Source organism: Bordetella genomosp. 12, assembly GCF_002261355.1.
Classification (GTDB): domain Bacteria; phylum Pseudomonadota; class Gammaproteobacteria; order Burkholderiales; family Burkholderiaceae_B; genus Bordetella.
Window position 1 is genome coordinate 1,342,615 of record NZ_NEVU01000002.1, and the last position, 22,845, is coordinate 1,365,459.

Sequence of the window (22,845 nt, forward strand, 5' to 3'; positions counted from 1 at the left end):
CCTCGTCTGATATTGCTGCGTTTGCCGGCGAGATAGCTCGCGCCCCCGCCCTCAACGCAAGAAGCGCTGCTCCAGTTCGCGCATGCCGGCGTCGCCCTGCAACGCGATGATGTCATTGACGGCAGGCAGTTGCGCGTCGACGCCGGCAATGCCGCCGTCAGCGCGAATGCGGGCGAACACCTCGCGCATGGCGCCCACGGCGGCACGGATGGCGTGGTTGCCATAGATGACGATGCCCACTTTCTTCAGCGCCGCGATGTCGCTCTCGCGCAATTGCGGATAAGCCGTGGGCACCAGCACGAGCGGAGCGCTGCCATCCCAAGCCTGCACGAAGTCGAGAATCTCGTCGGGGGTTTTCTGTTTGGAATGGATGAGCACGGCATCGGCGCCGGCCTGGACGTAGGCGCGCGCGCGCCGCTGCGCTTCGGCCTGTCCCAGGCCGGCAATCAAGGCTTCGACGCGGGCGACGACCACGAGGTCGGGATCGCGCCGGGCCGCCACGGCCGCGGCAATTTTGCCCTGGAAGGTCTCGATGGCAAGCAGTTCCTGGCGACCTTGCTCGCGCAGACTGGTGTCCTTGGGAAAGTGCTTGTCTTCCATGACCACGGCCGATACGCCGGCAGCCTCGAACTGTGGCAGCACATAGGCGACGTTCACGGCATTGCCGAAACCGGTGTCGATATCGGCGATCACCGGCACGCTCACGCGCGCCGCGATGGCCCGCATCATCTCCACGTGCACCGACAACGACAGAATGCTGGCATCGGGCACGGCGTAACTGGCCGAAAGCTCGAAGCCGCTGCCCCATATCGCATCGAAGCCGGCCTGCTCGGCCAGCACGGCGGCCATGGGATTGTGGGCCGCCATGGCCGTCAGCAAACGGCCTTCCCGCAGTGCCTGGCGCAATACCTGGTGACGAGTCATGCAAGATCTCCGCATTGGACGCAGGCGGCCACTGTAAGCCTGGCCGTGCCGGGATGCAAACGCCGCCGTTGCATCCCGATACGCGGCGTCACGCCAGGGGCCGCATCAGCGGCGCTAGGATGGTTGTCAGGCCGTTGTGCTCGGCCTGCATGTTCGATGTCCCGATCAGGAGAACTGCCATGCCCGCGAAATCGAAAGCTCAGCAAATGGCCGCAGGCGCCGCCCTGGCGGCCAAACGGCACGAGGCACCCGTGAGCGCGCTCAAAGGCGCATCGCGCCAGATGTACGACACCATGACGCAAAAACAGCTCGAGGAATTCGCCCACACCAAGCAGCGGGGCAAACCCCGGCATACTTGACGAAATTCCATATTTGGGAAAAACTCTCAAATATGGAAAATTCTACGGAAGATCTCGATCACCAACTGGCGCAGCGCCTGAAGGCGCTGCGCACGGAACGGGGCTGGTCGCTCGATGAACTCGCCCGCCGCAGCCAGGTCAGCCGCGCCACCCTGTCGCGGCTCGAAAACGCCGAGGTCAGCCCTACCACCAGTGTGCTGGGCCGCCTGTGCGCGACGTTCGAACTCACCTTGTCGCGCCTGCTGCGCATGGCCGAGGAAGCGTTTCCCGCCCACGTTCCCCTGCCCCAGCAAGCCATCTGGCGCGACACGGGTTTTGTGCGCCGCTCGGTCTCGCCGCCGGCGCGCAATCTGGCCGGCGAAGTGCTGGCCTGCGAGCTGGCGCCCGGCACTTGCATCGACTACGACGCGCCACCGCGCCCCGGGCTCGAGCATCACCTGGTGTTGATGCAAGGCGACCTCGAGATGACGGTCGACGGGCGTCAACACCTCCTGGCGCCGGGCGATTGCCTGCGCTATCAATTGCACGGCGCCAGCCGCTTTCGCACCCATACGGGCGCGCATTACTTTCTCTTTCTCCTCTGAGCTCCCCCAACCATGACCACCCCCCAGACCTGGCGTATCCAAGCCCTGAGCGCCTCCGATGTCGATACCCATTTGCCGGCATTGGCCGACGTCCTGCAGGCCTGCGTGGCCAACGGCGCCAGCGTCAATTTTCTACTGCCTTACTCGCTGCCCGATGCCATGGCGTTCTGGCGCGACAAGGTCCGCCCCGGCGTGGACAGCGGCGGCCTGTATGTGCTGGCGGCGTGGCGCGGCGATGCGCTCGAGGGCACGGTGCAACTGGATCTGGACACCCCGCCCAACCAGCCTCATCGCGCCGAGGTACGTAAACTGCTGGTGCATCCGCGCGCGCGCCGCCTGGGCTTGGCCCGCGCGCTGATGCAGGAGGTCATGGCCGAGGCGGCGCGGCGCGAACGCCGTCTGCTGACGCTGGACACCGTCAGCGACAGCCCGGCTGAAGCCCTGTACCGCGGCCTGGGTTTCGATGTCGCCGGCCGCATTCCGGCTTACGCCATCGATCCGCACGGCCTGCGCGCCGAATCCACGACGCTGATGTACCGCCAGGCCTGACGACGGTTAACGCACGGCCTCGGCCAGATAATCGACAAACGATGCGATACGCGCCGAGATCGCCGTGTTGCGGTAGTACACCGCATTGATGGGCTGACGCTCATCCAGGGTGTGCCGGGCCAGAATCTGTTTGAGCCGGCCTTGCGCCCTGTCTTCCACCGACATGAAGTCCGACAGACAAACAATGCCCAGGCCTTGCAAGGCAAGATGGCGCAGCGTCTCGCCATTGGAGGCCCAGATCGTGGGGGTGATATAGCGCCGTTCGCCCTGCTCGTCGCGCAGCGGCCAGTAGTTCAGCGACTCCGGCTGGTTAAAGCCCAGCAGGCTGTGCCCGCTGGCCAGTTCGGCCGGATGGCGCGGCGTGCCGTGGCGGGCCAGGTATGCGGGGCTGGCCAGGATGCGCAGCCGGCCGCTGCCGATGGCGCGGCTGTGCAGCGTGGAGTCTTTGAGCCGGCCAATACGGATGGCCACGTCAGTGCGATGCTCCAGCAGGTCGATATAGCCTTCGCTACTGTTGAGCTCCAGCTCGACTTGCGGATAGCGCTCGCGATAACCCGGAATCAGCGGCACGATGACGTGCAGCATGAACGGCGTGGCCGCATCGACGCGCAACCGCCCCGAGGGCTGACCACGACGCACCGCCATGGCCTCTTCGGCGCCTTCGACCGACTCGACAATGGCACGCGCCTGCACCAGAAAGGCCCGGCCCTCTTCCGTCAGCTCGATACGGCGCGTCGTGCGATGCAGCAGCGTGGTTTGCAGCTTTTCTTCCAGGCGCCCCAGCGCACGGCTGGCGGCCGACACCGTCTGGCCCAGTTGTTGGCCCGCCGCCGTAAGGGAACCGCCATCGACGACGGCCAGAAACGCCTGAATCTCTTCCAGCGTGATTTTCATTGTTGATTTTTTATCAAAAGTCTTTCGCTTATAACCGTCTTTTTCCGCAAAAGTAAAGCAGGCACACTGCCGCCATCGTTTCATTCTCGCGGAAAAATCTTCATGAACTCCTCACAGCCGCCGGCGCAATCCGGCACCCAGGCGGCCTTGCCGCTACTGGCGCTGGCCGTCGGCGCCTTCGGCATCGGCACCACGGAATTCGGCCCCATGGGCCTGTTGCCCGTCATTGCCGATGGCGTAGGCGTATCGATTCCACGCGCCGGCATGCTGGTCAGCGCCTACGCCATCGGCGTGATGGTCGGCGCGCCCATCATGACGCTGGCCCTGGCCCGCTGGCCGCGCCGCCAGGCGCTGATCGCCTTGATGGCCATCTTCACCTTGGGCAATCTGCTGTCGGCGCTGGCCCCCGATTATCTGACCCTGCTATTGGCGCGCCTGGTCACCAGCCTGAATCATGGGGCGTTCTTCGGCCTGGGCTCGCTCGTGGCGGCCAGCCTCGTGCCGCGTCACCGCCAGGCCAGTGCGGTGGCCGCGATGTTCATGGGCCTGACGATTGCCAACATCGGCGGCGTGCCGGCGGCGACCTGGCTGGGGCAAACGCTGGGTTGGCGCTTGTCCTTCGCGGCCACCGCCGGTCTGGGTCTAGTCGCCATGCTGGGTCTGCGCCTTGCCCTGCCGGCGGGCCAGCGCGGCAGCCGGCTGAACATCAGCGCCGAGATCGCCGTCCTGACCCGGCCCGCCGTGCTGGCGGCTCTGGCCACCACGGTGCTGGGCGCGGGCGCGATGTTCACGCTTTACACCTATATCGCGCCCACTCTGGCCACCCTGACCGGCGCCTCGCCCGCCTTCATTACCGGGATGCTGGTGCTGATCGGCGTCGGGTTCTCGGTGGGCAATATCGCGGGCGGACGGCTGGCTGACCGCTCGCTCGATGGCAGCCTCGTGGTGTTTCTGACCTTGCTGATCGTGGTCATGCTGGCGTTCCCGTGGCTGGCGCAAACCCGCACCGGCGCGGCCCTGGCCTTGCTGGTCTGGGGGATTGCCACGTTTGCGGTAGTGCCTCCGCTGCAGATGCGCGTCATGCGGGCCGCGGCCGAAGCGCCCGGGCTCGCCTCTTCGGTCAATGTCGGGGCCTTCAACCTGGGCAATGCGTTGGGCGCGGCCGCCGGCGGCGCGGCCATTTCAGCCGGCCTGGGGTACGCCGCCGTCCCGATCGTCGGCGCGTTGATCGCCGCGGCCGGCCTGCTGCTGGTGCTCTCGCATATGCGGCGCACGCGCCGCGCGCTGCTCACTCAGGTTTGCTGACACGGGGCCGGCCCAGGCGGGCCGCATCGTCGCCGGGTGCGCCGAAGGCCGGCACGATGAGCAAAAGCACGAGCAGGGCAGCGCCTAGCCCCACGCCAAAGCCGCCCGCGTAGCCCAGATGAGCGGCCAGCCCTGTCATGCCGGCCGATGCCAGCACTTCTCCCAGATCCCGCGCGCTTTGCACCGCCGTCATGTCCGTACCGGCCTGCTCACCCTGGCGCGCAAAGCGCATCGCCAGCGTCATCAATGCCACTGAAGCGGCACCGGCACCGAATGACGCCAACGCCTGGGCGCCGAACGCCTCGACAGGCTGGGGCTGCCCGCCTGCCAGGGCTATCCAGCTCAAGGCCGCCAAGGCGCTGGCCGCCACGCCCAGGGCCAATGCCTTGCGCGGACCCAGCCGACCCGCCAGCCAAGCCCCACCGCCACAACCCAACAACAAGGTCACGCCGCCGCCCGCCATTCCGAGCCGCCCAATCGCCTCGGGTGCCCACCCGGCGTCGACCAGCATGAGCTTGGCCAAGCCATAGGGCGCGGCTGCGGCCATGGCCGACAGTGCAGCCGCCAGCACCAGCGGCCTGGCGCCCGGTCGCCTCAGAAAGCGCCGCAGCGCAGCGGATTCACGCCGGGCCAACGCCACCGGGGGCTCACGCCAAGTCGCCGTGAGCCACAGCCCGCAGGCCACCACCGCCGACAGGCACAGTACCGCGCCACGCTCGCCGGCATAGGCACCGAGCGCCAGGCATCCCGGCCCGCCGAGGAAAAATCCCACCATGGTGCCGCCAACCTGGATGGCGTTAGCGCGCGGCAGATCCTCACCCCGGCAATGCTCCGCTGTCAGGCCATCGGTGGCGATATCCTGTGTTGCACTGGCTAACGACGCCACGGCCATCAACAGCAGCCCCAGACCAACATCGCCCAAGCCCAGGCCCGCGAGGGCCAACAAGCAGACCAGCGCCAGCGACTGCATCGGCAGTATCCAGCTGCGTCGCCTGCCCCAGGCCCGGAACCAGCGGTTATCGACCTGCGAAGCCCAGAGAAACTTCAACACCCAGGGCAACCCCACCAAAGGCAACCAGGCCAGCACTTGCAGAGAGAGCCCGTCACGGCGCAGCAAGATCGGCAAAGCCTCCATCGCCAGGCCCAGGGGAATCCCTTGAGACAGATATAAAGCACCTATCATGACGAACAAACGTGAACGGGGCGACATAACAGCCATCAGAACTCCTGCTTGCGATACTCGCCGCCTTGGGCGGGAGTCATAAAAAAAATCCGGCTAGGGATGATTGGCTCTAACCTGTGCCACAGCCCACGGGGCATGAGTGCAGTTTTACCGGCGGGCAGATCCACTTGCCCGCCGCCCTGCGCCTCGTCACGCCAATGCACAATGACGTGCCCGGCCAAGACACACAGCAGCTCATCGCCTTCGGTATGGCGCTCCCATATGTCGCCGTGCACGCTGGCCGAATCGCGCGCCTCCTTCAGGCCGGCAAGCCAACCGACGCTCTGCGGCCGGCGGCGCGCGCAGCCCAGTGAGGCCACGCGGCCGTCGTGCGCGAAGAAAAAAAACTGGTCGAGACTGTCAAGAACCTGCGGAACCGGCAGCAAGGGCGGCGTGGCAGAAGACATGGCCTCAGTACTCGGCGCGCAGCGTCAGCATGGCGTTGCGCGGCTCGCCATAGCGGTTGTTCCAGCTCGTGCTCGACAGGCTTTGGTAATAGCGCCGGTCAAATAGATTGTTCAGATTGAGCGACGCGGTCAGATGCTTGTTCAGCCGCCAGCCCAGCCGCGCGTCGACCAGGGTGTAGCCGCCCTGCGCCAAGGTGGTGCCGCCCGACACCGTGGAAAAACCTGACTGCATGCGCAGGCCTGCCCCCAGCGACACGCGCCCCTCCCAGACTGTCGGCGTGTACTGGGTCCAAAGACGGAAGATGTGTTTGGGCGTAAAGCGTGCGAAGGGCTGGCCATCTGACACCGCATCCTCAAGGTACTTGCTCGTGTTGTAGGTATAGCCAGCGCTGAGCGTCCAGTTGGCACGGATGCGCCCGGTGGCTTCCAGCTCCACCCCACGGCTGCGTACTTTGCCGCCAGAAATGTAATAGCAGGCATTGCCGACGCAGGGCCATTGCGGATCCTGCTGCGCACGGTTTTTCTGATCAATCTGAAACAACGCCAACGACAGGCTCACGCCATCCAGATCGCCTTTAATACCCGCCTCGTAATTACTCCCGCGGATCGGGTTCAAGGGCTGGCCTTCGCGTGTGAGTTCGCTTTGCGGCTGGAAGACGTCGGTGTAGCTGGCGTACAAGGACCACCGGCGGTCGAGTTCAAAAACCAGGCCGCCATAGGGTGTGAACTCCGGATCGATGCGCTGCTGGGTGGTGGGGGCCGCCTGGTTCCACCAACTCATGCGCCCGCCGAGCACCAGCGTGAGCGGATCCGCCACCGAAAACCGGCTCATGGCATAGATGCCCTGTTGCTTGATACGGGTCTGACCGGGCGAGCGATAGGGTCCGGTAGCGGGCTCGGGTACGCTATGCGGGTCCCAGTCGAATACATCGACCGGCACATTCAGGGCAGGCGTGAACGACGCCGTGTATTGCTCGGTCGTCACGCGCTGCACGTTGCCGCCCACTACGAGCTCATGCTTGCGGCCAAACAGCTCCAGCGGTCCGGACAGATACGCATCCACACTGGTCTGGCTGTTGTCGAACTTGTATGCCCCGCCCATCAGGCGCGAGCCCAGCCCGCTCTGGCGATTGATCGCACCGTACGCGCCAGCGTATTTCAGATTGCTGTCCGCCTTCAGATAGTTCAGGCTGACTTTGCCCCGCCATCCGGCGCCGAACTGATGCTCCAGATCCGCGAACCAGCGTGTGGTGTCCCAATTGAAACGATCCCAATCCACGTCCAGATACGTCGACCTGGACAGACCGATGTCGCCACCATCGCTATAGCGCGGCACACCGGCCATGTTGGTCGTCGAACGGATGTGCTGGTACTGTACGCCGGCCGTCAACACGGTGGCTGCGCCAAGATCCACTTCCCCCACGCCATAAAACAGCGTTGACTGCTGGTCGGCCACATCATAGAAATAACCCCGGTCTTCGTGCGCCGCAACGAAGCGTCCACGCACATTGCCGCCTTCGTTCAAGGGTCCGCCGATATCCGCCTCGGCACGATAACGGTCCCAGGTGCCGGCTTGCACGCTGCCGTTGAACGCGAACTCGCGCTGCGGGCGCTTGCGCACCAGATTGACCGTGGCCGCCGGGTTACCCGAGCCATGCATCAAGCCATTGGCGCCGCGCAAAATCTCCACCCGCTCATAGACCGCCATGTCCTGCGGCGAAGCCGCGGTGTTGGCCATGAGCACCGGCACGCCGTCCTGCTCGAACGAATCGACCTTGAAACCGCGCGCATAGTAGGCGGTCGTGAGCAGTTGATAGGGCTGCACCGTGATACCGGTCGCGTGTTGCATGACCTCATCCAGCGTTTGCAGGTTCTGCTCGCGCATCTGTTCCTGGCCGATCACCGATACCGATTGAGGGATTTCACGCAGTGTCAGCGGCAGTTTTCCCAAGGTCACGGCTTCTGTGCTCTCGGCGCTGACGCTGACCGCAGACATTAGCGGGGCTTCCTGGGCTGCAGCGGGCAGGACCGACGTGATCGCCAACCATGCGCCCACCTGCCGCGCCCGAGGCATTGTCTTGTTGTTCAACACAGCTTTCCTCTTTCTATTAAATGAGAATAGTTCTCACCGAATTCTAGAAAGACGGGCGCCAAGGCATTGGCGATCTCGGAAGTTTTGCTGGCGATTGCGGAAGAAATTGGACTCAACGAGCCAGTGCGCTGGGCAATACCCCGTAGTGACGACAAAAAACCTTGGAGAAATGCGAGTCGGTGTAGCCGCAGGCATAGGCCACCTGGCTAACCGTCATAGCTCCTTCGGCCAGCAAAGCATGCGCCTGACGCATGCGGGCTTGACGCACAAAGGCGTAGACGCTGTAGCCAAACTGGCGCCGAAAACCGGTGGTGAGCTTGTTGACATTGATGCCGACCATCGCAGCCAGTGCAGGCAGGCTGGGCGGCTGATGCAGATGGGCCAGCAACTGCTCGCGCGCCTGATGCAGCCGCTCGCGATCGGCTGGCGACAGGCCGCTGACCGCGGGTGCTGGCAGCAATGCTGCCAGGGAAAGCGCCGCCAACTCGCCCGCCTTGGCCGACACATAGAGGTCGCGCAGTGCGTGAGGTACCGGGCAATCCAGCATTTGACGCGCCAATGCAAGCAGGGCCGGAGCGGCGGCCTGGTTGGTCTCTGCATAGCATTGCGCCCGCGCCCCCAAGCGATGTCCCAATTCGTCGGCGTCCAGACCGCAGCCGGCGACCAGCCCCTCCAGCGGCAGACGTAAAGACACAAAGCGCAGCCGTGCCTGGCTGCCGAACTCATGGTCCATAAAGCCCTGCTCGCGGCACAAGCTATGGTGCAGCACGGGGCCGCGCAGAGCCGTCAGAGGGCCGCCCGATACCTGATATCGCAGCTCGCCCTCGATCAACAGCACCAGCTTCCAGCCCGGTGACAGCGTTTCCTGCATGCGCTCGGCTCGCGCAAAGCTCAAGGAACCACCCGCGACCTGTAAAGCGGGCCTGGCGGCCGACATGGACCAATCCGGGGCTGTTGTACTCACGATCATCCACGCTCAATTGAGAGTGACTATTATTCTTGTTTTTGCGCCGAAGGCAAAACCGCCTCTCCCAACAGGCGCGCACGCCCCGCCAGCGCACCGAATAGAGCCATCGCCAGGCAAAGCACCACCCCGACATGCAAGGGCCACGTCCAGCCGTGCGACCAGGCATACGCCTTGCCCGCCAGCAAGGGCCCGCTGGCGGCCAGCAGGTAACCGAGACATTGCGCCATCCCCGACAGCGCGGCGGCGGTGGGGGCATTGGCCGCGCGCAAGCCCATGAACATCAAGGCCAGGATCAGGCCCGCCCCGGAGCCGGCGCCCAGGCAAACGGCCCACAGCGCGGCCAGCGCCGGCCAGCGCGCCAAACCGAACACGGCCAGGGCCATCAGCAAGCCGGCCCCGGCGGCCAGCAGCTTCTGATCCTTGCAGCGGGCCACCAGGGGCGCGAGCACCAGGCCGGGCAAGGCGCTGGCCAATTGCATGACGCCGTGCACGGAACCCGCCGCCGAGGCGGAATAGCCGGCCTCGGCCAGTACCGCCGGCAACCAGGCGACCGTGGCGTAGTACAGCGTCGAGTTCAGGCCCATGAACAGCGTGAGCTGCCAGGCCAGCGCGCTCCGCCAGACCGGCACGCTCAGGTGCGCGCCCGCTTGCACGCGGATCGCCGGCCCGGACAATTGCACACGCCAAGCCAGCATGGCGGCCACGGGTAGCACCAGCAGGGAGCCCAGCGCCCACTGCCACCCGCCGGCGCCGGCCAGGGGCACGGCGCTGGCCGAGGCCACCGCCGCCACCCCGCCCATGGCCAGGGCGCAGGCCGAGGTGACCAGCGCCACGCTGCCCGGAAAATCACGCTTGATGATGCTGGGCAGCAAGACGTTGCCCACTGCGATACCCATGCCGGCCAAGAGCGTGCCGGCGTAAAGCGCCGACAGAGCGCCAGCCGAGCGCAGCAGAATCCCGACGGCGATCACGGCCAGCGCGGCCAGCACGGTACGCTCCAGCCCCCGGGCCCGCGCAATGGCGGCCGCAAAGGGTGAAACCAGCCCGAACGCCAGCAAGGGCAAGGTCGTCAGCAGCCCCGCCTGCGCCGACGACAGGCTGAACTCGGTCTGCAGCCGGGATAGCACCGGCGCCACGGCGGTCACGGGCGCGCGCAGATTGGCGGCCACCAGCAAAAGGGCGGCTAACAGCCACAAGGTGCGAGATCGGTTCGACATTTAAGACTCTGAGCGGGAAAACCAGCAGCCTAACGTGGACCCTGCCCTCCTGGATTAAGCTATATAGCCAATAAATCGCTAAATTCGGCCAACCATGTTTACGGTTCCCGTTCGTACGGTACGGCTGGCGCATGCCTTGCGCGACGTCGATATGGACACGATACGCAGCCCGGCAGTGGGCATGCATGTCGAGGTCTCCGACATCCAGAGCGAGGTCGCCGTCCACCGGCATCGACAAGGCCAGCTCGTTCTGGCCTTGCGCGGCGCCGTGATCTGCGAGGTGGCCGACGCCTTGTGGATGGTGCCGCCGCATTGCGCCGTCTGGGTACCCGGCCTCATGCCCCACAGCATACGGGCCACGGCCAACGCCAGGCTGGCCTATCTGTTTGTGCAGCCCGGCGCGGCCGCCTTGCCCGCGCACTGTTGCACCTTGTCCATCACGCCTCTGGTACGCGAACTCGTGCTCGACATGGCCAACCAAGCCGCCGACTACGCCGCTAGCGGCCCGGAGCACCGTAAGGCCACCGTGCTGCTCGAAGAGCTGGCGCGTATGCCGATCGCCACCCTGCATCTGCCCGTGTCACAAGAACCGCGCATACGCCGCATCGCCCGCCGCCTGACCGAACACCCCGCTGACCGCCGCACCCTGGCGCAATGGGCCAGCTGGGTGGCCATGAGCGAACGCTCTCTGGCGCGCCTGGTGCAGACCGAAACCGGCTTGAGCTTCGGCCGCTGGCGCCAGCAGATCCATGTGATCGAGGCCTTGCGTCTGCTGGCCAGCGGCCGCAGCGTGCAGCAGGTCGCCGGTGCGCTGGGTTATGACTCGGTCACCGCTTTCATTACTATGTTCAAAAAATCCCTGGGCAAACCGCCGGCGCGCTACATTGCACAGATGAGTTCAGCCGGCGCGGAACATGACCACTGATCCTGTGCGCCAGCCTCGGGCATGGCGCCGGACGGCGAAGGGGGTCAAAAGCCCTGCCCCCGACAAGGACTTGCTTCGCCCTGGCTGTAAAAATACCTACCATTCGCCTCTGCTTCCAAGGATCTCGCACCATGTCCGCTCACCCTGCCCCCTCCTGTCCGGTGCGCCATGTCGGCGCCCCGAGTTTCCCCGGACAAGAAGGAGATCGAAATGGCTTATACCCTGCCTAGCCTGCCTTACGCTTACGATGCGCTCGAGCCGCACATCGACGCGCAGACCATGGAAATCCATTACACGCGGCATCACCAGACCTATATCAACAATCTGAACGCTGCCCTGCAGGCCAAGGATCTGCCCTTTCCTCCCATCGAGGAGCTGGTCGCCGGCATCGAAAAACTGCCGCAAGACGTCCGCGCCGCGGTACGCAACAACGGAGGCGGCCATGCCAATCACAGCCTGTTCTGGGAAGTGATGTCGCCCAAGGGCGGCGGCTTGCCGCAAGGCCGCCTGGCCGCGGCCATCGATGCCGATCTGGGGGGACTGGACAGCTTCAAGGAGCAGTTCACCAAGGCCGCGCTCACCCGCTTTGGCAGCGGCTGGGCCTGGTTGAGCGTGGGTCCGGACAAAAAGCTGGTGGTGCAAAGCAGCGCCAACCAGGACAGCCCCCTGATGGAAGGCAACACCCCCATCCTGGGCCTGGACGTGTGGGAACACGCGTACTACCTCAAGTATCAGAACCGCCGCCCGGACTACATCGCGGCTTTCTACGAGGTGGTCAACTGGCCTGAAGTCCAGCGCCGCTACGAAGCCGCCGTGGCGTAATGCCGGCCGGCACCGGGCCACGAGCCCGTGCCGGCACCGCAGCTCTCTGGCGCTGCCACGGCCCGCCAGAGAAGGCCGCGAGCAGGCGGCGGCCTGCCGCGACCGCCCCGGCGATCAGGCGCGCTTACGCATGTCGGCCAGGGCCCAGTAGTGCACCGCCAGCCCGGCCAGGGCCAGCAGCCCTCCCACCCACCCGGTGGACGACCATCCCAAGCCGGCATCGATACTCACCCCGCCCAGCCAGGCGCCCAGGGCATTGGCAACGTTGAAGGCCGAGTGATTCAGCGCCGCGGCCAGGGTCTGCGCATCGCCCGCGACATCCATCAGGCGTGTCTGCAATGTCGCCCCCAACGCCACCACGGTGCCGATCAACAACACATTGATCGAGCCCAGCACCGCACTGTGCGAGGTCAGGAAAAACGCCGTCAGCACGATCGCGGCCCAGATCAGCACATAACGGATGGTGAGTTCCATATTGCGATCGGCAAAGCGCGAGCCCAGCAGATTGCCGCTGACCATCCCCACACCGAACATCGCCAGCACCACCGGCACCCAGGCCTCGGGCATGTGCGCGACCTCGATCATGGTGGGTTTGATATAGCTGAAGACGGAGAAAATGCCGCCCGATCCGATAGCGCCTATGGCCAGCGTCAGGATGACCTGCTTGCGGCGCAAGGCATCCAGCTCGCGCAAGGGGCTGGCGGCCTTATTGCCCGGCGTGTAAGGCACCCAACGCCAGACCAGTAAGGCGGTCAGCAGGCCGATGGCTCCCACGATGGCGAACGCCGAGCGCCAACCCAGCCACTGCCCGATGGCCGCGGCCACGGGCACCCCCACCAGCGTGGCGATGGTCAGGCCTAGCAAGACCATCGCCACCGCCTGAGTCCGCCGGTACAAGGGCACCAGTCCGGCCGCCACCAGCGCGGCCACGCCGAAGTACGTGCCGTGCGGAAAACCGGTAAAAAAGCGCGCCAGCGCCATGGACGCAAAGCTGGGCGCGGCCGCGCTGACAAAATTTCCCAACGCAAAGGCCAGCATCAGGCCGATCAGAAAACTGCGCCGTGGCCATCGCGCGCCCAGCACGGCCAGCAACGGCGCACCGATCACCACCCCCAGCGCATAGATGCTGATCAGATGACCAGCCTGCGGAATGGAAATGCCGAGATCGCTGGCGGCATCTGGCAACAGGCCCATGATGACGAATTCGCCAGTGCCAATGCCAAAGCCGCCCACGCCCAGGGCAAACAGGGCGCGGCGGGTTTGTGCAGGGGAAAGTTCAGAAGACGGGACGGCAAGGTCATCGACGATGCCAGGGGAAGTGGTCATGGATACGGAGCTACTCAAAAACGGAAGACGGCCCGGCCCGATCGCGGGCAGGCCGCCATCATGTTAAGGCAAGGCGGCGTTTGACGCCCGCAGCCCCCCAGCGCGGCCGTCCCGTCGCTGCCAAGCTCCCCCCTTTCACCTCCCCTATGCCGGCAGCAAGACGCCGGTGGCAAGCCACGGGCGCGCGCGACGGGCCTTTGCGGCCTGCGCGCAACCCGCTCCGTGCCGTGTCAGAACGCGCGGCGAAACAAAGCGCGAAAGTCCGCTTCGGTCGTGTGGCGCGGATTCCAGCGGTTGTAGTCCGCCGCATAGCTGCGGCGCGCCAGTTCATCGAGCGAATCTTCCGTCACACCCGCATCGCGCAAGCGTTCCGGCACACCTAGATCCGTACACAATTCGCGTATCGCGTACACGGCCATACGCGCGGCTTCCAGTTGCGACACGCCACGGCAATCCACGCCAAGCAGAGCCGCCACGTCGGCATAACGCGCTGGATTGGCGATCAGGTTGAACTCGGCCACCGTGGGCAGGCACAAGGCATTGGCCAGACCGTGCGGGATATGAAACAACGCGCCCAGCGGCATCGCCATGCAATGGACATTTCCAAGCCCCGTGACGCCGAAGGACATGGCCGCCATCGAGGAGCCGCACAACATGTCCATGGCCGCCTGGGTATTGCGCCGATTGGCCACGAACTGACGCAAGCTGCCGATGATCAGCTTCATGGCGTGCAGATTGACGGCATCCGAGAAGGGATTGGCCAGCTTGGAAAGATAGGATTCGAAGGCATGCACGAAGGCGTCGATGCCCGCATGCGCGGCCACATGCGCCGGCATGGAGCTCACCGCCAGAGGGTCGAGCACCGCCACCTGGGCCGGGCTGAAGGCCGCATGGCGGATGGCCATCTTGACATTGCGCGCCGTGTCGGTGACCACGCAGGCGCCCGAGACCTCCGATCCCGTGCCGGCGGTCGTGGGCACGGCATACAGCGGCATGGGACGGGTACTGAACTTCTCGATGCCCTCATAGTCGGCGATCCTGCCGCCGTTGGTCATCAGGATGGCGACCGACTTGGCGACATCGATGGTGCTGCCGCCGCCGATGGCAATGATGGCCTGGGCTTCGTGGGCGCGGCACCGGTCGTGGGCGGCATGCACCGTGGTATCGCTGGGATCGGGCTCCACCTCGGCAAAGATCGCCAGCGCCAACTGCCGCTCACCCAGGCTGGCCGTGATGGCGCGTGTGATGTCGGCCTCGGCCAAGGCCGGGTCCACCACCAGAAACACGCGCTGCGCGCCGCCTGCGGCAACAATGGCGGGCAATTGCAGGTGGGCATCCACGCCGAAGACCAGACGGGTCGGGCAAGCAAAACTCGAGACTGTGTACATGGCGCTCACTTAGATTCGAATGCAGATATTCTTGACCTGGGTGTAGGACAGTAAAGCATCCAGGCCCTTCTCGCGACCGAACCCCGACTTGCGGTAGCCGCCAAAGGGCAATTCCACGCCGCCGCCGGCACCATAACAATTGATATACACCTGTCCGGCCTGCACGCGTTGCGCCAGACGGTGGGTCTGACCCACATCGCGCCCCCAGATGCCCGCCACCAGCCCGTACTCTGTGCCATTCGCGATGTCGACGGCTTCATCGAGATCATCGAAGGGCAGGAGCGTGAGCACCGGACCGAAAATCTCCTCCTGATGCACGCGCATCTGCGCGTGCGCGCCGTCGAGCAGCGTGGGCATCACGAAGTTGCCCGCGGCCAGATCGGCCCCGGCCACCGGCCGGCCGCCCACCACCACCTCGGCGCCTTCCTCGCGGCCGATCTCGATATACGCCTGCACCTTGCGCTGCTGGTCCCGGCTGACCAGCGCCCCGATGTCCGGATCGCTCAACCCGGGGCCAACCTGCAATTGCGCGGACAGCGCGCTCAGGTGCTCGCGCAGCGCGGCATGCGCGCCGCGTTGCACCAGAATGCGCGTGCCGGCCGAGCAGGTCTGGCCGGCATGCGGGAAGGCGGCCTTCAGCAGCAGGGGCGCTGCCGTCTCCAGGTCGGCGTCGGCCAACACGATATTGGGGGATTTGCCACCCAGTTCCAGCAGGACGGGGACGATGTTCTCGGCCGCCGCCTTCATCACACCCTTGCCCGTGGCGACCGAACCGGTGAACACCACCAGGCCCACGCCGGGATGCGAGGCCAATGCCGCCCCCGACTCCTGGCCCAACCCGGTGACCACGTTGAGCACGCCTGCGGGCAACCCTGCTTCATGGCAGATCCGGGTCAGCTCCAACACGCTCAGGCAGGCCAGCTCGGCCGGCTTCATCACCACGGTGTTGCCGGTGGCCAGCGCCGGCGCCAGGCCGCGCGCGGCGATCTGCAGCGGATAATTCCAGGGCACGATCTGCGCGGTCACGCCCAGCGGCTCGCGCACGGTGAAGTCGAAATACTCCGCCCCCAGGGGAATCGACGTCCCCAGCACTTTGTCGGCCACCCCGGCGTAATACTCGAAAAAGCGCGCCGCGGCCACCGCATCGGCGCGGGCCTGCTTGAGCGGTTTGCCCGTATCCTGGCTCTCGAGCCGGGCCAGCTGCTCCTGCTCCAGCGTAATGCGCCGGGCGATCTCCGCCAGCACCCGGGCGCGCTGCACGGGCGGGCAATCTGCCCAGGCGCGGAGCGCGCGGCGCGCGCTCTGCACGGCCGCATCGATTTCCCCGGCCTGACCGCGCGCGATCCGCGCCAGGGGCTGGCCGGTGGCAGGGTCCAGGACATCGAGCATCTCGCCCGATCGCGCCGGCCCCCACACGCCGTCGATAAAGCAACCATAGTGCGTCAGTGTCATGGCAAATCCTCGTTCATTGAAGTCAAGAAGCGGCCTCAGGCGGCAAACTCGCCGCCCAGATAGGCCTCGCGTATGCGTGGGTCGCGGCGCAACTCGCCGGCCGGGCCCTGCAGCGTCATCGTTCCGCCTTCGAGCACATAGGCCCGATCGGCGATGGCCAGCGCCTGGTTGGCCATCTGTTCGACCAGCAAAATCGTCGTGCCTGCCTCGCGCAGGCGTTTGAGCCCGCGAAAAATATCGGCTGTCACCAGCGGGGCCAATCCCAGCGAAGGCTCGTCCAGGATCAGCAGGCGCGGGTTGGACATCAGCGCCCGCGCGATGGCCAGCATCTGCTGCTCGCCCCCGCTGAGCGTGCCGGCGATCTGGTCACGCCTTTCGCGCAGCCGGGGGAACATCTCGAAGTAACCCTCGATCTGGCGCGCCACGCGGGGCTTGTCGCGGCGCAACAGGTAGCCTCCCAACAGCAGGTTTTCATGCACGGTCTGGTCGGTGAAGACCTGCCGCCCCTCGGGCGCCATCGCCAGGCCCGCCATCACCCGTTCTGGCGTGGACAGACCGCGCAGGTCGCGACCTGCGAAGCGCAGACCGCCCGCCGCCGGCACCAGCCCCATGACGCCGCGCAGCAGGCTGCTCTTGCCGGCGCCATTGGCGCCCAGCAATGCCACGATCTCGCCCTGCTCGATGTGCAAGGACACACCGCGCAATGCGCGCACCGGGCCATAGGCGATCGCCATCTCCTCGATATGCAGCATCAGTCCTCCACTCCCGTCTCGGTACCCAGATAGGCTTCGATCACACGCGGGTCGTGCTGAATCTGCCGGGGCGTGCCTTCGGCGATGACGACGCCGCGATCCAACACCACGATGTGATCCGAGATGTTCATCACCAGGCTCATGTCGTGCTCGACCATCAATACCGCCACACCCAAGCCCCCGATGCGGCGCACCAGTTGACCGAGTTCGCGCGTCTCCTGCGGATTCAGGCCGGCCGCCGGTTCGTCCAGCAACAACAGCGCCGGGCGGCTGGCCAAGGCGCGCGCCAGCTCCACGCGCCGCTGCAGGCCATAGGGCAGACTGCCGGCAATGGCGTAGGCATGCGCCGACAGCCCCGTGAACGCCAGGACCGCCATCGCCTCCTGGCGCGCCTGGCTTTCCGTCACGCCCTGCCCCAGGCGCGAATGCGCCCCGACCAGAACGTTATCCAGCACCGACATGGCCGCGAACAAGCGCAGATTCTGAAAGGTGCGCGCCACGCCGCCGGCCGACAGTTTGTGCGCGCCGGCATGCGTCATATCGCGGCCCTGCAGCAGCAAAGTGCCCGAGGTGGGCGGGATGACGCCCGTCAGGATATTGATCAGGGTGCTCTTGCCCGCCCCATTGGGCCCGATGAGCGCATGGATGCGGCGCGGCTCCAGCACCAGGTCGATGTCCTGGGCCGTCACCACGCCGCCGAAATTTTTGCAGATCCCCTTGAGCTGCAAGAGCGGCGCGCCCTCGTTCACTGCGCGGGCGGGCAGCTCCGCGACCTCGTGCACGGCCTGCGCCTGCGCGGCCGCAGGCACGCGCCAGCGGTCGAACAGCCCCACTAAGCCGCGCGGCATGAGGTAGAGGGCGAACAGCAGCATGGCGCCATAAACGAAATGCTGCGCGAAGGGCCATTGCGCCAGGAACACTTCGGCCAAGGTCAGCACGACCGCGCCGGCCAGCGGCCCGTAGATCGTGCCTGCGCCGCCCAGCAACACCAGCAACAGGATGAATACCGATAGATGGAAGGTGATGAAATCCGAGTTGAAGTACTGGTTCTGCTGCGCCACCAGCGCACCGGCCAGGCCGCACAGTGCGGCGGCCACGATGAAGGCCAGCGTCTTGTAGCGATAGACCGCGATACCGGAACAGGCTGCGGCAATCTCATCGAACTGCAGGGACAGCAATGCGCGGCCGAATCGCCCCTGCAAAGCGCGCCGCAACGCCAGATGCACCAACAGACTCAGGCCGAGCACCAGCCACACCCAGTGCCGCAGATCGAAGGGCGTGCCGGCCCATTCCAGCGGCGTAATACCGTAGATGCCTTGCGCCCCGCCAAAAACATCCGTCCACTCGGTGACGAGCTTCTCGACGACGATGCCAAAAGCCAGCGTCACCAGCGCAAGGCTGGGTCCCTTGACACGCAGCGAAGGCAAGGCGATCAACAACCCGACCAGGCCGGCCACCACGGGCGCGGCCAGCAAGGCCCAGGCCGGATGCCAGCCCCAACGCGTGGTCAACAAGGCCGCCGCATACGCGCCGGCCGCAAACAGGCCGGCCTGGCCGAGCGACTTCTGTCCAGCATAACCGGCCAGCACGTTCATGCCGGCCGCGCACAGATAGTAGACGCCACACATGAATAAGATGCGCAGGTAGAAGTCGTTATTCAATACCAGCGCCAGCACGGCCAGCAGGGCCGCAACCACGACCGCGCCGTGTTGCCGCAGCCGCGGCCTGGGCGCGGGCGGCGCCTGAGTGTGTGCAACGCTCATACTTTCTCCACCAGCGTCTTGCCGAACAGGCCGTTGGGAAAGGCAGCCAGCACCGCAATGACCACCACGAACACCACGATCTCGCGCCACTGCGCGCTCCACAACCCCGTGAACGACTCGGCCAGGCCGATCAGCATGCCGCCCAGCATGCAGCCGCGCAGATTGGTCAAGCCGCCCACGATGGCCGCCGAGAATCCCTTTAACGCGATCACCACCCCCATGAACAGGGACGCCGACACTATGGGGGCGATCAGCACACCGCTCAGCCCGGCCAAGGCCGAACTCACCACAAAGGTCAGCGCCATCACCCGGGTCACCCGGATGCCCATCAAGGCGGCGGCATCGCGATTCAGGGCCACGGCGCGCATGCTGCGTCCCAAGGACGTGCGATGCATGGCAACGTCCACTGCGCCAAGCAGGGCGAGCGCGAGCACCAGGACCACGATCTCCTGAGACCGGAACCCCACTCCTGCAACCCGGATGACCTCGTCGCCCAGCGGCGCGGCCACCATGCGTGCGCCCGGCCCCCAGAGCGACAAGGCGGCGCTTTGCATGATGATGCCAAAGCCGATCGTGCTCATGACCCACGACATGCCTGGCCGGCCGGCGAACGGCCGGATCGCCGCCAGGTAGAGGGGCAGACCCATGGCGCCCATCACCACCGTGGCGGCCAAGGCCGCCAGCACATAGGCCCATGGCGTAGTGGCCGGGTCGATGGCCAGCGCGCTGGCCACCAGACCGACCGCGGCCAGGCCCACGAAGGCGCCGACCGACACAAAATCGCCTTGCGCGAAATTCAGTGTGCGCGTGGTGGTGTAGGTCAAGCTGAATCCCAGGGCGATCAGGGCATAAATGCCGCCCATGGTCAGCCCGCCGATCAGGGCCTGGAGTATGGTCGTCGACATGCCCGAACCCTTACTTCTTGAAGTCGGCCGCGGTCATGCCGTCGAGCACCGGGTCCTTGAAATCCACGACGCTGCCGCCCTGCCAGCGCGACCAGTGATAGTCCTGCGCCTGCAAGCCCTCATGATTCTTGGCGGAGAACGGCTGCTGATACTGCTTCACCAGGCCGTCGACAGGCTGCTGCAGATTCTCCAGGGCCGCACGCACCGCTTCGCCGTCCAGGCTCTTGGCCTGCTCGGCGGCCGCCGCCCATACCAGCACCGTGTCATAAGCCTGGCTGGCGGCCCAGAACATCGAGGGGTTGGCCAGCTTGGGACCAATGCGCTCGAGCAAAGACTTGGCCGCCGGCGACTTGGCCTGGCTGGACGTGGTCAGAAATACCGGGCCTTCCATCAACTTATTGCCTGCGACCTGCGGAAATCCGCTGAAGGACGCCGCCCAGGTCGTCAGGACGCGGGGCATGTAGTCGATCTTTTCCATGCTGCGCACCAAATGGCCCAGGGGTGCGGCCTGCGCCCACACCACCAGCGTATCGACCCCGGCGGCCTTGGCCTTGCCCAGCTGCGAGGTCATATCCGTATCGCGCGCGTCGAACTTCTCGATCACCACCGGCTTGATGCCGTGCAGCGCGGCGATCTGCTCCATATCCTTCAGACCGGCCTGGCCGTAGCCCGTGGTCTCGACGAAGAAGCCGATTTTCTTGGCCTGCGGGCTCTTGGCCGCGTAAGCGATGAGCGCGGCGGCCTGATCGCGATCCACCATGGAGATGCGAAACAGATAGTTGGGGCTGTTGCCCGCCGGCTCGGTAATCGCCGTGCTCGAGGCGCTCGACACCAGCACCGGCATCTTCTTCTGATTGGCGATGTGCTTCCAGGCCAGCGCATTGCCGGAGTTGGTCGGCCCGAACACCACGGCCACTTTCTCGCGGTCGATCAGATCGGTCATGTTCTGGATGGATTTGGGCGGCTGGCCCAGATCATCACGCACCAGAAACTCCAGCTTGCGCCCCAGCACGCCGCCGCGCTTGTTGATGTCCTCGACGGCCGCGGCAATGCCCATCACGCCGATCTGGCCTGACTCGGCCGAGGGCGAGCCGGAAATATCGCCGTTGTAAGCGATCTTGATGTTCTGGGCTTGGGCCGAGCAAGCCACGACGGCGCTCGCCGCCAACAGCCAATGCTTGATGGTTCTCATATGTCTCCTCCGGTGGGTGGGTGAGCCGTACTTGGCGGCTTGTTGTGGGTACTACGTGTCAAACCGGCGCGGAGCCGGGCAGATCGATCTCCAGATCCAACAGATAGCCCGCCAGCGACTTGCCGTGCGAATCCAGATTGAGCGCGTCATTAACGCCCCCATCCAGGACCTCGTCGATGACGAAATTCATGGCCGCCAGTTGCGGCAACAGATAGCGGCGTACGGCGCCTGGCCCGCGGTGCGCGAACACGCGGCGCACGGCCTCCTCGGTCACCTGGGCCACCAGCGTGTCGTAATGACGCGGGTCAAAGGCAATGACGCTGATGTTGGAGCGATTGCCTTTGTCGCCGGTGCGGCCATGCGCGACCTCAAACAAATGGACCCGCTTGGCGGCCGTCATGCCAGCACCTCGTGGCTCGCGGTGATCAGACTGCGGTCGATATAGGCCGAGCGCGTCTCCAGGCGCCGGCGAACGGCGCTGCGCACCCCGCCGCCGCCCGCCGGGCCGCAGCAGTACAGGGCGTTGACCTCTCTGGCCAAGGTATCGGCCTGCGCGCGGTCGGCAAACTTGCCGGCCAGCCGCAGGCGCACATCGCGCGCACCGCTGTCAGCCAGGCCGCGCATCATGCACCCGCCATCGTCTGCCAGCAGGCTTTGCACGCCGATCAGATCCACCCGCAATGGCGTGTCCAGGCGGCGGCGGATCACGTCGGCGGCCAGCCTGGCGCGCGATTCGGCACGCGGGCCGCCATACGAAATTTCCGCCTCACCCAGCCAGCCGCCTTCATAGAACGCGCTCACTTTCAGTGTGTCCGGTCGCCGGTGGCCACGCACGCCGGCCAATGCCACGCGATTGGCCCCGAGGTCGGTGACGGTGGCGGCGCTGATATCGGCCGTCACGTCCGGGGTCAGGTAGGCCGCCGGATCATGCAGTTCATAAAGCAATTGTTCCGTGACCGTGCGGCGGTCGACGATCCCGCCCGTGTCGTCGGCCTTGCCAACGATGCAATGGCCGTCCGCCAGCACCTCGGCCACCGGGAATCCCAGATTCCACAACCCCGGCACGTCCTTGAAGCCCGGGTCGGCAAAATAGCCGCCGGTGACTTGCGAGCCACACTCCAGCAGGTGTCCTGCCATGGTGGCCGGACCGAGGCGGTCCCAGTCCGCCGGCGACCAGCCGTAATGCGCCATGGCGGGCCCGCACACGAGGGAAGGATCGGCCACGCGGCCGGTCACCACGATATCCGCGCCGTCGAGCAGGGCCGCCGCGATGGCCTCGCCGCCGAGATAGACATTGGCACTGACCAGGGCCGCGGGCCCGGCCAGGCCAGCCTGGCCGATCAGCGTCTGCGCATCTGCCCGCGCCAGCAAATCATCGCCGCGCACGATGGCCACGCGCGGGGCGCGCAGCCGCAGCGCCTTGGCCAGGCGCAGGATATGCCGCGCCGCGCCTTCCGGATTGGCCGCCCCGAAGTTGCTCACGATGGCGATGCGCTCGCGCAGGCACAGGTCCAGCACCGGGCGCAGCAAGGGCTCGAGCAGGGGCTCGTAGCCGGCCTGGGGGTCCTCGCGACGAGCCAATTGAGCCAGGGCCAGCGTGCGCTCGGCCAGCGTTTCCAGAATCAGGACACGGCGCCCTTGGCGCCGGGCCAGGGTGCGCACCACGGGCAAGGCCGCATCCAGGCGATCCCCCGAAAAACCTGCCCCACATCCGATCCAGAGCGGCGTCACCATGGTCTCTATCTAGTGTTGGAATGGCCGAATTGTGGGCGGCGACAACTCAGAAGTAAAATCGAAATT

22 protein-coding genes are annotated in these 22,845 nt (G+C 65.9%); 6 read left to right on the forward strand and 16 right to left on the reverse strand.

What is annotated here, in order from left to right:
• Positions 1 to 51: 51 nt before the first annotated feature.
• Positions 52 to 924 (reverse strand): phosphonopyruvate hydrolase, encoded by an 873-nt coding sequence (locus tag CAL22_RS11710; protein ID WP_094813298.1) that lies wholly within the window; start codon positions 922 to 924, stop codon positions 52 to 54.
• Between the two features lie 179 nt (positions 925 to 1,103).
• On the opposite strand from CAL22_RS11710, the gene CAL22_RS11715 reads away from it, so the two are divergent.
• From CAL22_RS11715 to CAL22_RS11725, 3 genes are read left to right on the forward strand one after another with little or no spacing between them, the layout of a single operon-like run.
• Positions 1,104 to 1,283, forward strand: coding sequence for a DUF3008 family protein (locus tag CAL22_RS11715; RefSeq protein WP_094813300.1), 180 nt, complete (start codon positions 1,104 to 1,106; stop codon positions 1,281 to 1,283).
• A 32-nt stretch (positions 1,284 to 1,315) separates the two neighbouring features.
• Positions 1,316 to 1,867: a helix-turn-helix domain-containing protein gene (locus CAL22_RS11720; RefSeq protein WP_094813302.1), complete on the forward strand. Its 552-nt coding sequence runs from the start codon at positions 1,316 to 1,318 to the stop codon at positions 1,865 to 1,867.
• A 12-nt stretch (positions 1,868 to 1,879) separates the two neighbouring features.
• Positions 1,880 to 2,416 (forward strand): GNAT family N-acetyltransferase, encoded by a 537-nt coding sequence (locus CAL22_RS11725; protein WP_094813304.1) that lies wholly within the window; start codon positions 1,880 to 1,882, stop codon positions 2,414 to 2,416.
• A gap of 6 nt (positions 2,417 to 2,422) precedes the next feature.
• Here CAL22_RS11725 and CAL22_RS11730 read toward each other — a convergent pair whose 3' ends face one another.
• A complete protein-coding gene (locus tag CAL22_RS11730; protein ID WP_094813306.1) occupies positions 2,423 to 3,310 on the reverse strand; it encodes a LysR family transcriptional regulator in 888 nt (295 codons plus the stop codon).
• 102 nt (positions 3,311 to 3,412) lie between these two features.
• On the opposite strand from CAL22_RS11730, the gene CAL22_RS11735 reads away from it, so the two are divergent.
• Positions 3,413 to 4,615 (forward strand): MFS transporter, encoded by a 1,203-nt coding sequence (locus tag CAL22_RS11735; RefSeq protein ID WP_094813308.1) that lies wholly within the window; start codon positions 3,413 to 3,415, stop codon positions 4,613 to 4,615.
• Here the strand turns inward: CAL22_RS11735 and CAL22_RS11740 are convergent.
• The 5 genes from CAL22_RS11740 to CAL22_RS11760 form a co-directional block, all read right to left on the reverse strand.
• Complete coding sequence (locus tag CAL22_RS11740) at positions 4,599 to 5,834, reverse strand: RhtX/FptX family siderophore transporter (RefSeq protein ID WP_094813310.1); 1,236 nt, start codon at positions 5,832 to 5,834, stop codon at positions 4,599 to 4,601. The genes CAL22_RS11735 and CAL22_RS11740 overlap by 17 nt on opposite strands.
• Positions 5,834 to 6,244: a cupin domain-containing protein gene (locus CAL22_RS11745; RefSeq protein ID WP_094813312.1), complete on the reverse strand. Its 411-nt coding sequence runs from the start codon at positions 6,242 to 6,244 to the stop codon at positions 5,834 to 5,836. Before CAL22_RS11745 ends, CAL22_RS11740 begins: the two co-directional genes overlap by 1 nt.
• A gap of 4 nt (positions 6,245 to 6,248) precedes the next feature.
• Entirely contained in the window at positions 6,249 to 8,318 is a 2,070-nt protein-coding gene (locus CAL22_RS11750; protein ID WP_094813314.1) for a TonB-dependent siderophore receptor, read from the reverse strand.
• Positions 8,319 to 8,448: 130 nt separating this feature from the next.
• Positions 8,449 to 9,306 (reverse strand): helix-turn-helix domain-containing protein, encoded by an 858-nt coding sequence (locus CAL22_RS11755; protein WP_094813316.1) that lies wholly within the window; start codon positions 9,304 to 9,306, stop codon positions 8,449 to 8,451.
• Between the two features lie 23 nt (positions 9,307 to 9,329).
• Entirely contained in the window at positions 9,330 to 10,520 is a 1,191-nt protein-coding gene (locus CAL22_RS11760) for an MFS transporter (protein WP_094813318.1), read from the reverse strand.
• A gap of 94 nt (positions 10,521 to 10,614) precedes the next feature.
• Here CAL22_RS11760 and CAL22_RS11765 point away from each other — a divergent pair, with 94 nt between their 5' ends.
• Together CAL22_RS11765 and CAL22_RS11770 are read left to right on the forward strand one after the other, a co-directional pair.
• Positions 10,615 to 11,445 (forward strand): AraC family transcriptional regulator, encoded by an 831-nt coding sequence (locus CAL22_RS11765; RefSeq protein WP_094813320.1) that lies wholly within the window; start codon positions 10,615 to 10,617, stop codon positions 11,443 to 11,445.
• 210 nt (positions 11,446 to 11,655) lie between these two features.
• A complete protein-coding gene (locus CAL22_RS11770; protein ID WP_094813322.1) occupies positions 11,656 to 12,267 on the forward strand; it encodes a superoxide dismutase in 612 nt (203 codons plus the stop codon).
• 114 nt (positions 12,268 to 12,381) lie between these two features.
• On the opposite strand, the gene CAL22_RS11775 is transcribed toward CAL22_RS11770, so the two are convergent.
• From CAL22_RS11775 to CAL22_RS11815, 9 genes are all read right to left on the reverse strand, one after another.
• On the reverse strand, positions 12,382 to 13,593 hold the full coding sequence (locus CAL22_RS11775) for an MFS transporter (protein WP_094813324.1): 1,212 nt from the start codon (positions 13,591 to 13,593) through the stop codon (positions 12,382 to 12,384).
• A gap of 230 nt (positions 13,594 to 13,823) precedes the next feature.
• Positions 13,824 to 14,981 carry an iron-containing alcohol dehydrogenase gene (locus CAL22_RS11780; protein WP_094813326.1) on the reverse strand — a complete coding sequence of 386 codons (1,158 nt, stop codon included), beginning with the start codon at positions 14,979 to 14,981 and terminating at the stop codon, positions 13,824 to 13,826.
• A 9-nt stretch (positions 14,982 to 14,990) separates the two neighbouring features.
• Entirely contained in the window at positions 14,991 to 16,433 is a 1,443-nt protein-coding gene (locus CAL22_RS11785; RefSeq protein ID WP_094813328.1) for an aldehyde dehydrogenase family protein, read from the reverse strand.
• 35 nt (positions 16,434 to 16,468) lie between these two features.
• Entirely contained in the window at positions 16,469 to 17,185 is a 717-nt protein-coding gene (locus CAL22_RS11790; RefSeq protein ID WP_094813330.1) for an ABC transporter ATP-binding protein, read from the reverse strand.
• Entirely contained in the window at positions 17,185 to 18,948 is a 1,764-nt protein-coding gene (locus CAL22_RS11795; protein WP_094813332.1) for a branched-chain amino acid ABC transporter ATP-binding protein/permease, read from the reverse strand. Before CAL22_RS11795 ends, CAL22_RS11790 begins: the two co-directional genes overlap by 1 nt.
• Positions 18,945 to 19,853 carry a branched-chain amino acid ABC transporter permease gene (locus CAL22_RS11800; protein WP_094813334.1) on the reverse strand — a complete coding sequence of 303 codons (909 nt, stop codon included), beginning with the start codon at positions 19,851 to 19,853 and terminating at the stop codon, positions 18,945 to 18,947. The genes CAL22_RS11795 and CAL22_RS11800 overlap by 4 nt, the downstream gene beginning before the upstream one ends.
• A 10-nt stretch (positions 19,854 to 19,863) precedes the next feature.
• Complete coding sequence (locus tag CAL22_RS11805) at positions 19,864 to 21,045, reverse strand: ABC transporter substrate-binding protein (RefSeq protein WP_094813336.1); 1,182 nt, start codon at positions 21,043 to 21,045, stop codon at positions 19,864 to 19,866.
• A gap of 58 nt (positions 21,046 to 21,103) precedes the next feature.
• Entirely contained in the window at positions 21,104 to 21,445 is a 342-nt protein-coding gene (locus tag CAL22_RS11810) for an AtuA-related protein (RefSeq protein ID WP_094813338.1), read from the reverse strand.
• Positions 21,442 to 22,779, reverse strand: a complete 1,338-nt coding sequence (locus tag CAL22_RS11815; RefSeq protein WP_094813340.1) for an acyclic terpene utilization AtuA family protein — start codon at positions 22,777 to 22,779, stop codon at positions 21,442 to 21,444. The genes CAL22_RS11810 and CAL22_RS11815 overlap by 4 nt, the downstream gene beginning before the upstream one ends.
• Between the last annotated feature and the right edge of the window lie 66 nt (positions 22,780 to 22,845).

What these genes read in the sequence shown, in the direction of transcription:
- CAL22_RS11710 (WP_094813298.1), bottom strand. Translation starts at nt 924, where the DNA reads ATGACTCGTCACCAGGTATTGCGCCAGGCACTGCGGGAAGGCCGTTTG.
- CAL22_RS11715 (WP_094813300.1), top strand. Translation starts at nt 1,104, where the DNA reads ATGCCCGCGAAATCGAAAGCTCAGCAAATGGCCGCAGGCGCCGCCCTG.
- CAL22_RS11720 (WP_094813302.1), top strand. Translation starts at nt 1,316, where the DNA reads ATGGAAAATTCTACGGAAGATCTCGATCACCAACTGGCGCAGCGCCTG.
- CAL22_RS11725 (WP_094813304.1), top strand. Translation starts at nt 1,880, where the DNA reads ATGACCACCCCCCAGACCTGGCGTATCCAAGCCCTGAGCGCCTCCGAT.
- CAL22_RS11730 (WP_094813306.1), bottom strand. Translation starts at nt 3,310, where the DNA reads ATGAAAATCACGCTGGAAGAGATTCAGGCGTTTCTGGCCGTCGTCGAT.
- CAL22_RS11735 (WP_094813308.1), top strand. Translation starts at nt 3,413, where the DNA reads ATGAACTCCTCACAGCCGCCGGCGCAATCCGGCACCCAGGCGGCCTTG.
- CAL22_RS11740 (WP_094813310.1), bottom strand. Translation starts at nt 5,834, where the DNA reads ATGGCTGTTATGTCGCCCCGTTCACGTTTGTTCGTCATGATAGGTGCT.
- CAL22_RS11745 (WP_094813312.1), bottom strand. Translation starts at nt 6,244, where the DNA reads ATGTCTTCTGCCACGCCGCCCTTGCTGCCGGTTCCGCAGGTTCTTGAC.
- CAL22_RS11750 (WP_094813314.1), bottom strand. Translation starts at nt 8,318, where the DNA reads ATGCCTCGGGCGCGGCAGGTGGGCGCATGGTTGGCGATCACGTCGGTC.
- CAL22_RS11755 (WP_094813316.1), bottom strand. Translation starts at nt 9,306, where the DNA reads ATGATCGTGAGTACAACAGCCCCGGATTGGTCCATGTCGGCCGCCAGG.
- CAL22_RS11760 (WP_094813318.1), bottom strand. Translation starts at nt 10,520, where the DNA reads ATGTCGAACCGATCTCGCACCTTGTGGCTGTTAGCCGCCCTTTTGCTG.
- CAL22_RS11765 (WP_094813320.1), top strand. Translation starts at nt 10,615, where the DNA reads ATGTTTACGGTTCCCGTTCGTACGGTACGGCTGGCGCATGCCTTGCGC.
- CAL22_RS11770 (WP_094813322.1), top strand. Translation starts at nt 11,656, where the DNA reads ATGGCTTATACCCTGCCTAGCCTGCCTTACGCTTACGATGCGCTCGAG.
- CAL22_RS11775 (WP_094813324.1), bottom strand. Translation starts at nt 13,593, where the DNA reads ATGACCACTTCCCCTGGCATCGTCGATGACCTTGCCGTCCCGTCTTCT.
- CAL22_RS11780 (WP_094813326.1), bottom strand. Translation starts at nt 14,981, where the DNA reads ATGTACACAGTCTCGAGTTTTGCTTGCCCGACCCGTCTGGTCTTCGGC.
- CAL22_RS11785 (WP_094813328.1), bottom strand. Translation starts at nt 16,433, where the DNA reads ATGACACTGACGCACTATGGTTGCTTTATCGACGGCGTGTGGGGGCCG.
- CAL22_RS11790 (WP_094813330.1), bottom strand. Translation starts at nt 17,185, where the DNA reads ATGCTGCATATCGAGGAGATGGCGATCGCCTATGGCCCGGTGCGCGCA.
- CAL22_RS11795 (WP_094813332.1), bottom strand. Translation starts at nt 18,948, where the DNA reads ATGAGCGTTGCACACACTCAGGCGCCGCCCGCGCCCAGGCCGCGGCTG.
- CAL22_RS11800 (WP_094813334.1), bottom strand. Translation starts at nt 19,853, where the DNA reads ATGTCGACGACCATACTCCAGGCCCTGATCGGCGGGCTGACCATGGGC.
- CAL22_RS11805 (WP_094813336.1), bottom strand. Translation starts at nt 21,045, where the DNA reads ATGAGAACCATCAAGCATTGGCTGTTGGCGGCGAGCGCCGTCGTGGCT.
- CAL22_RS11810 (WP_094813338.1), bottom strand. Translation starts at nt 21,445, where the DNA reads ATGACGGCCGCCAAGCGGGTCCATTTGTTTGAGGTCGCGCATGGCCGC.
- CAL22_RS11815 (WP_094813340.1), bottom strand. Translation starts at nt 22,779, where the DNA reads ATGGTGACGCCGCTCTGGATCGGATGTGGGGCAGGTTTTTCGGGGGAT.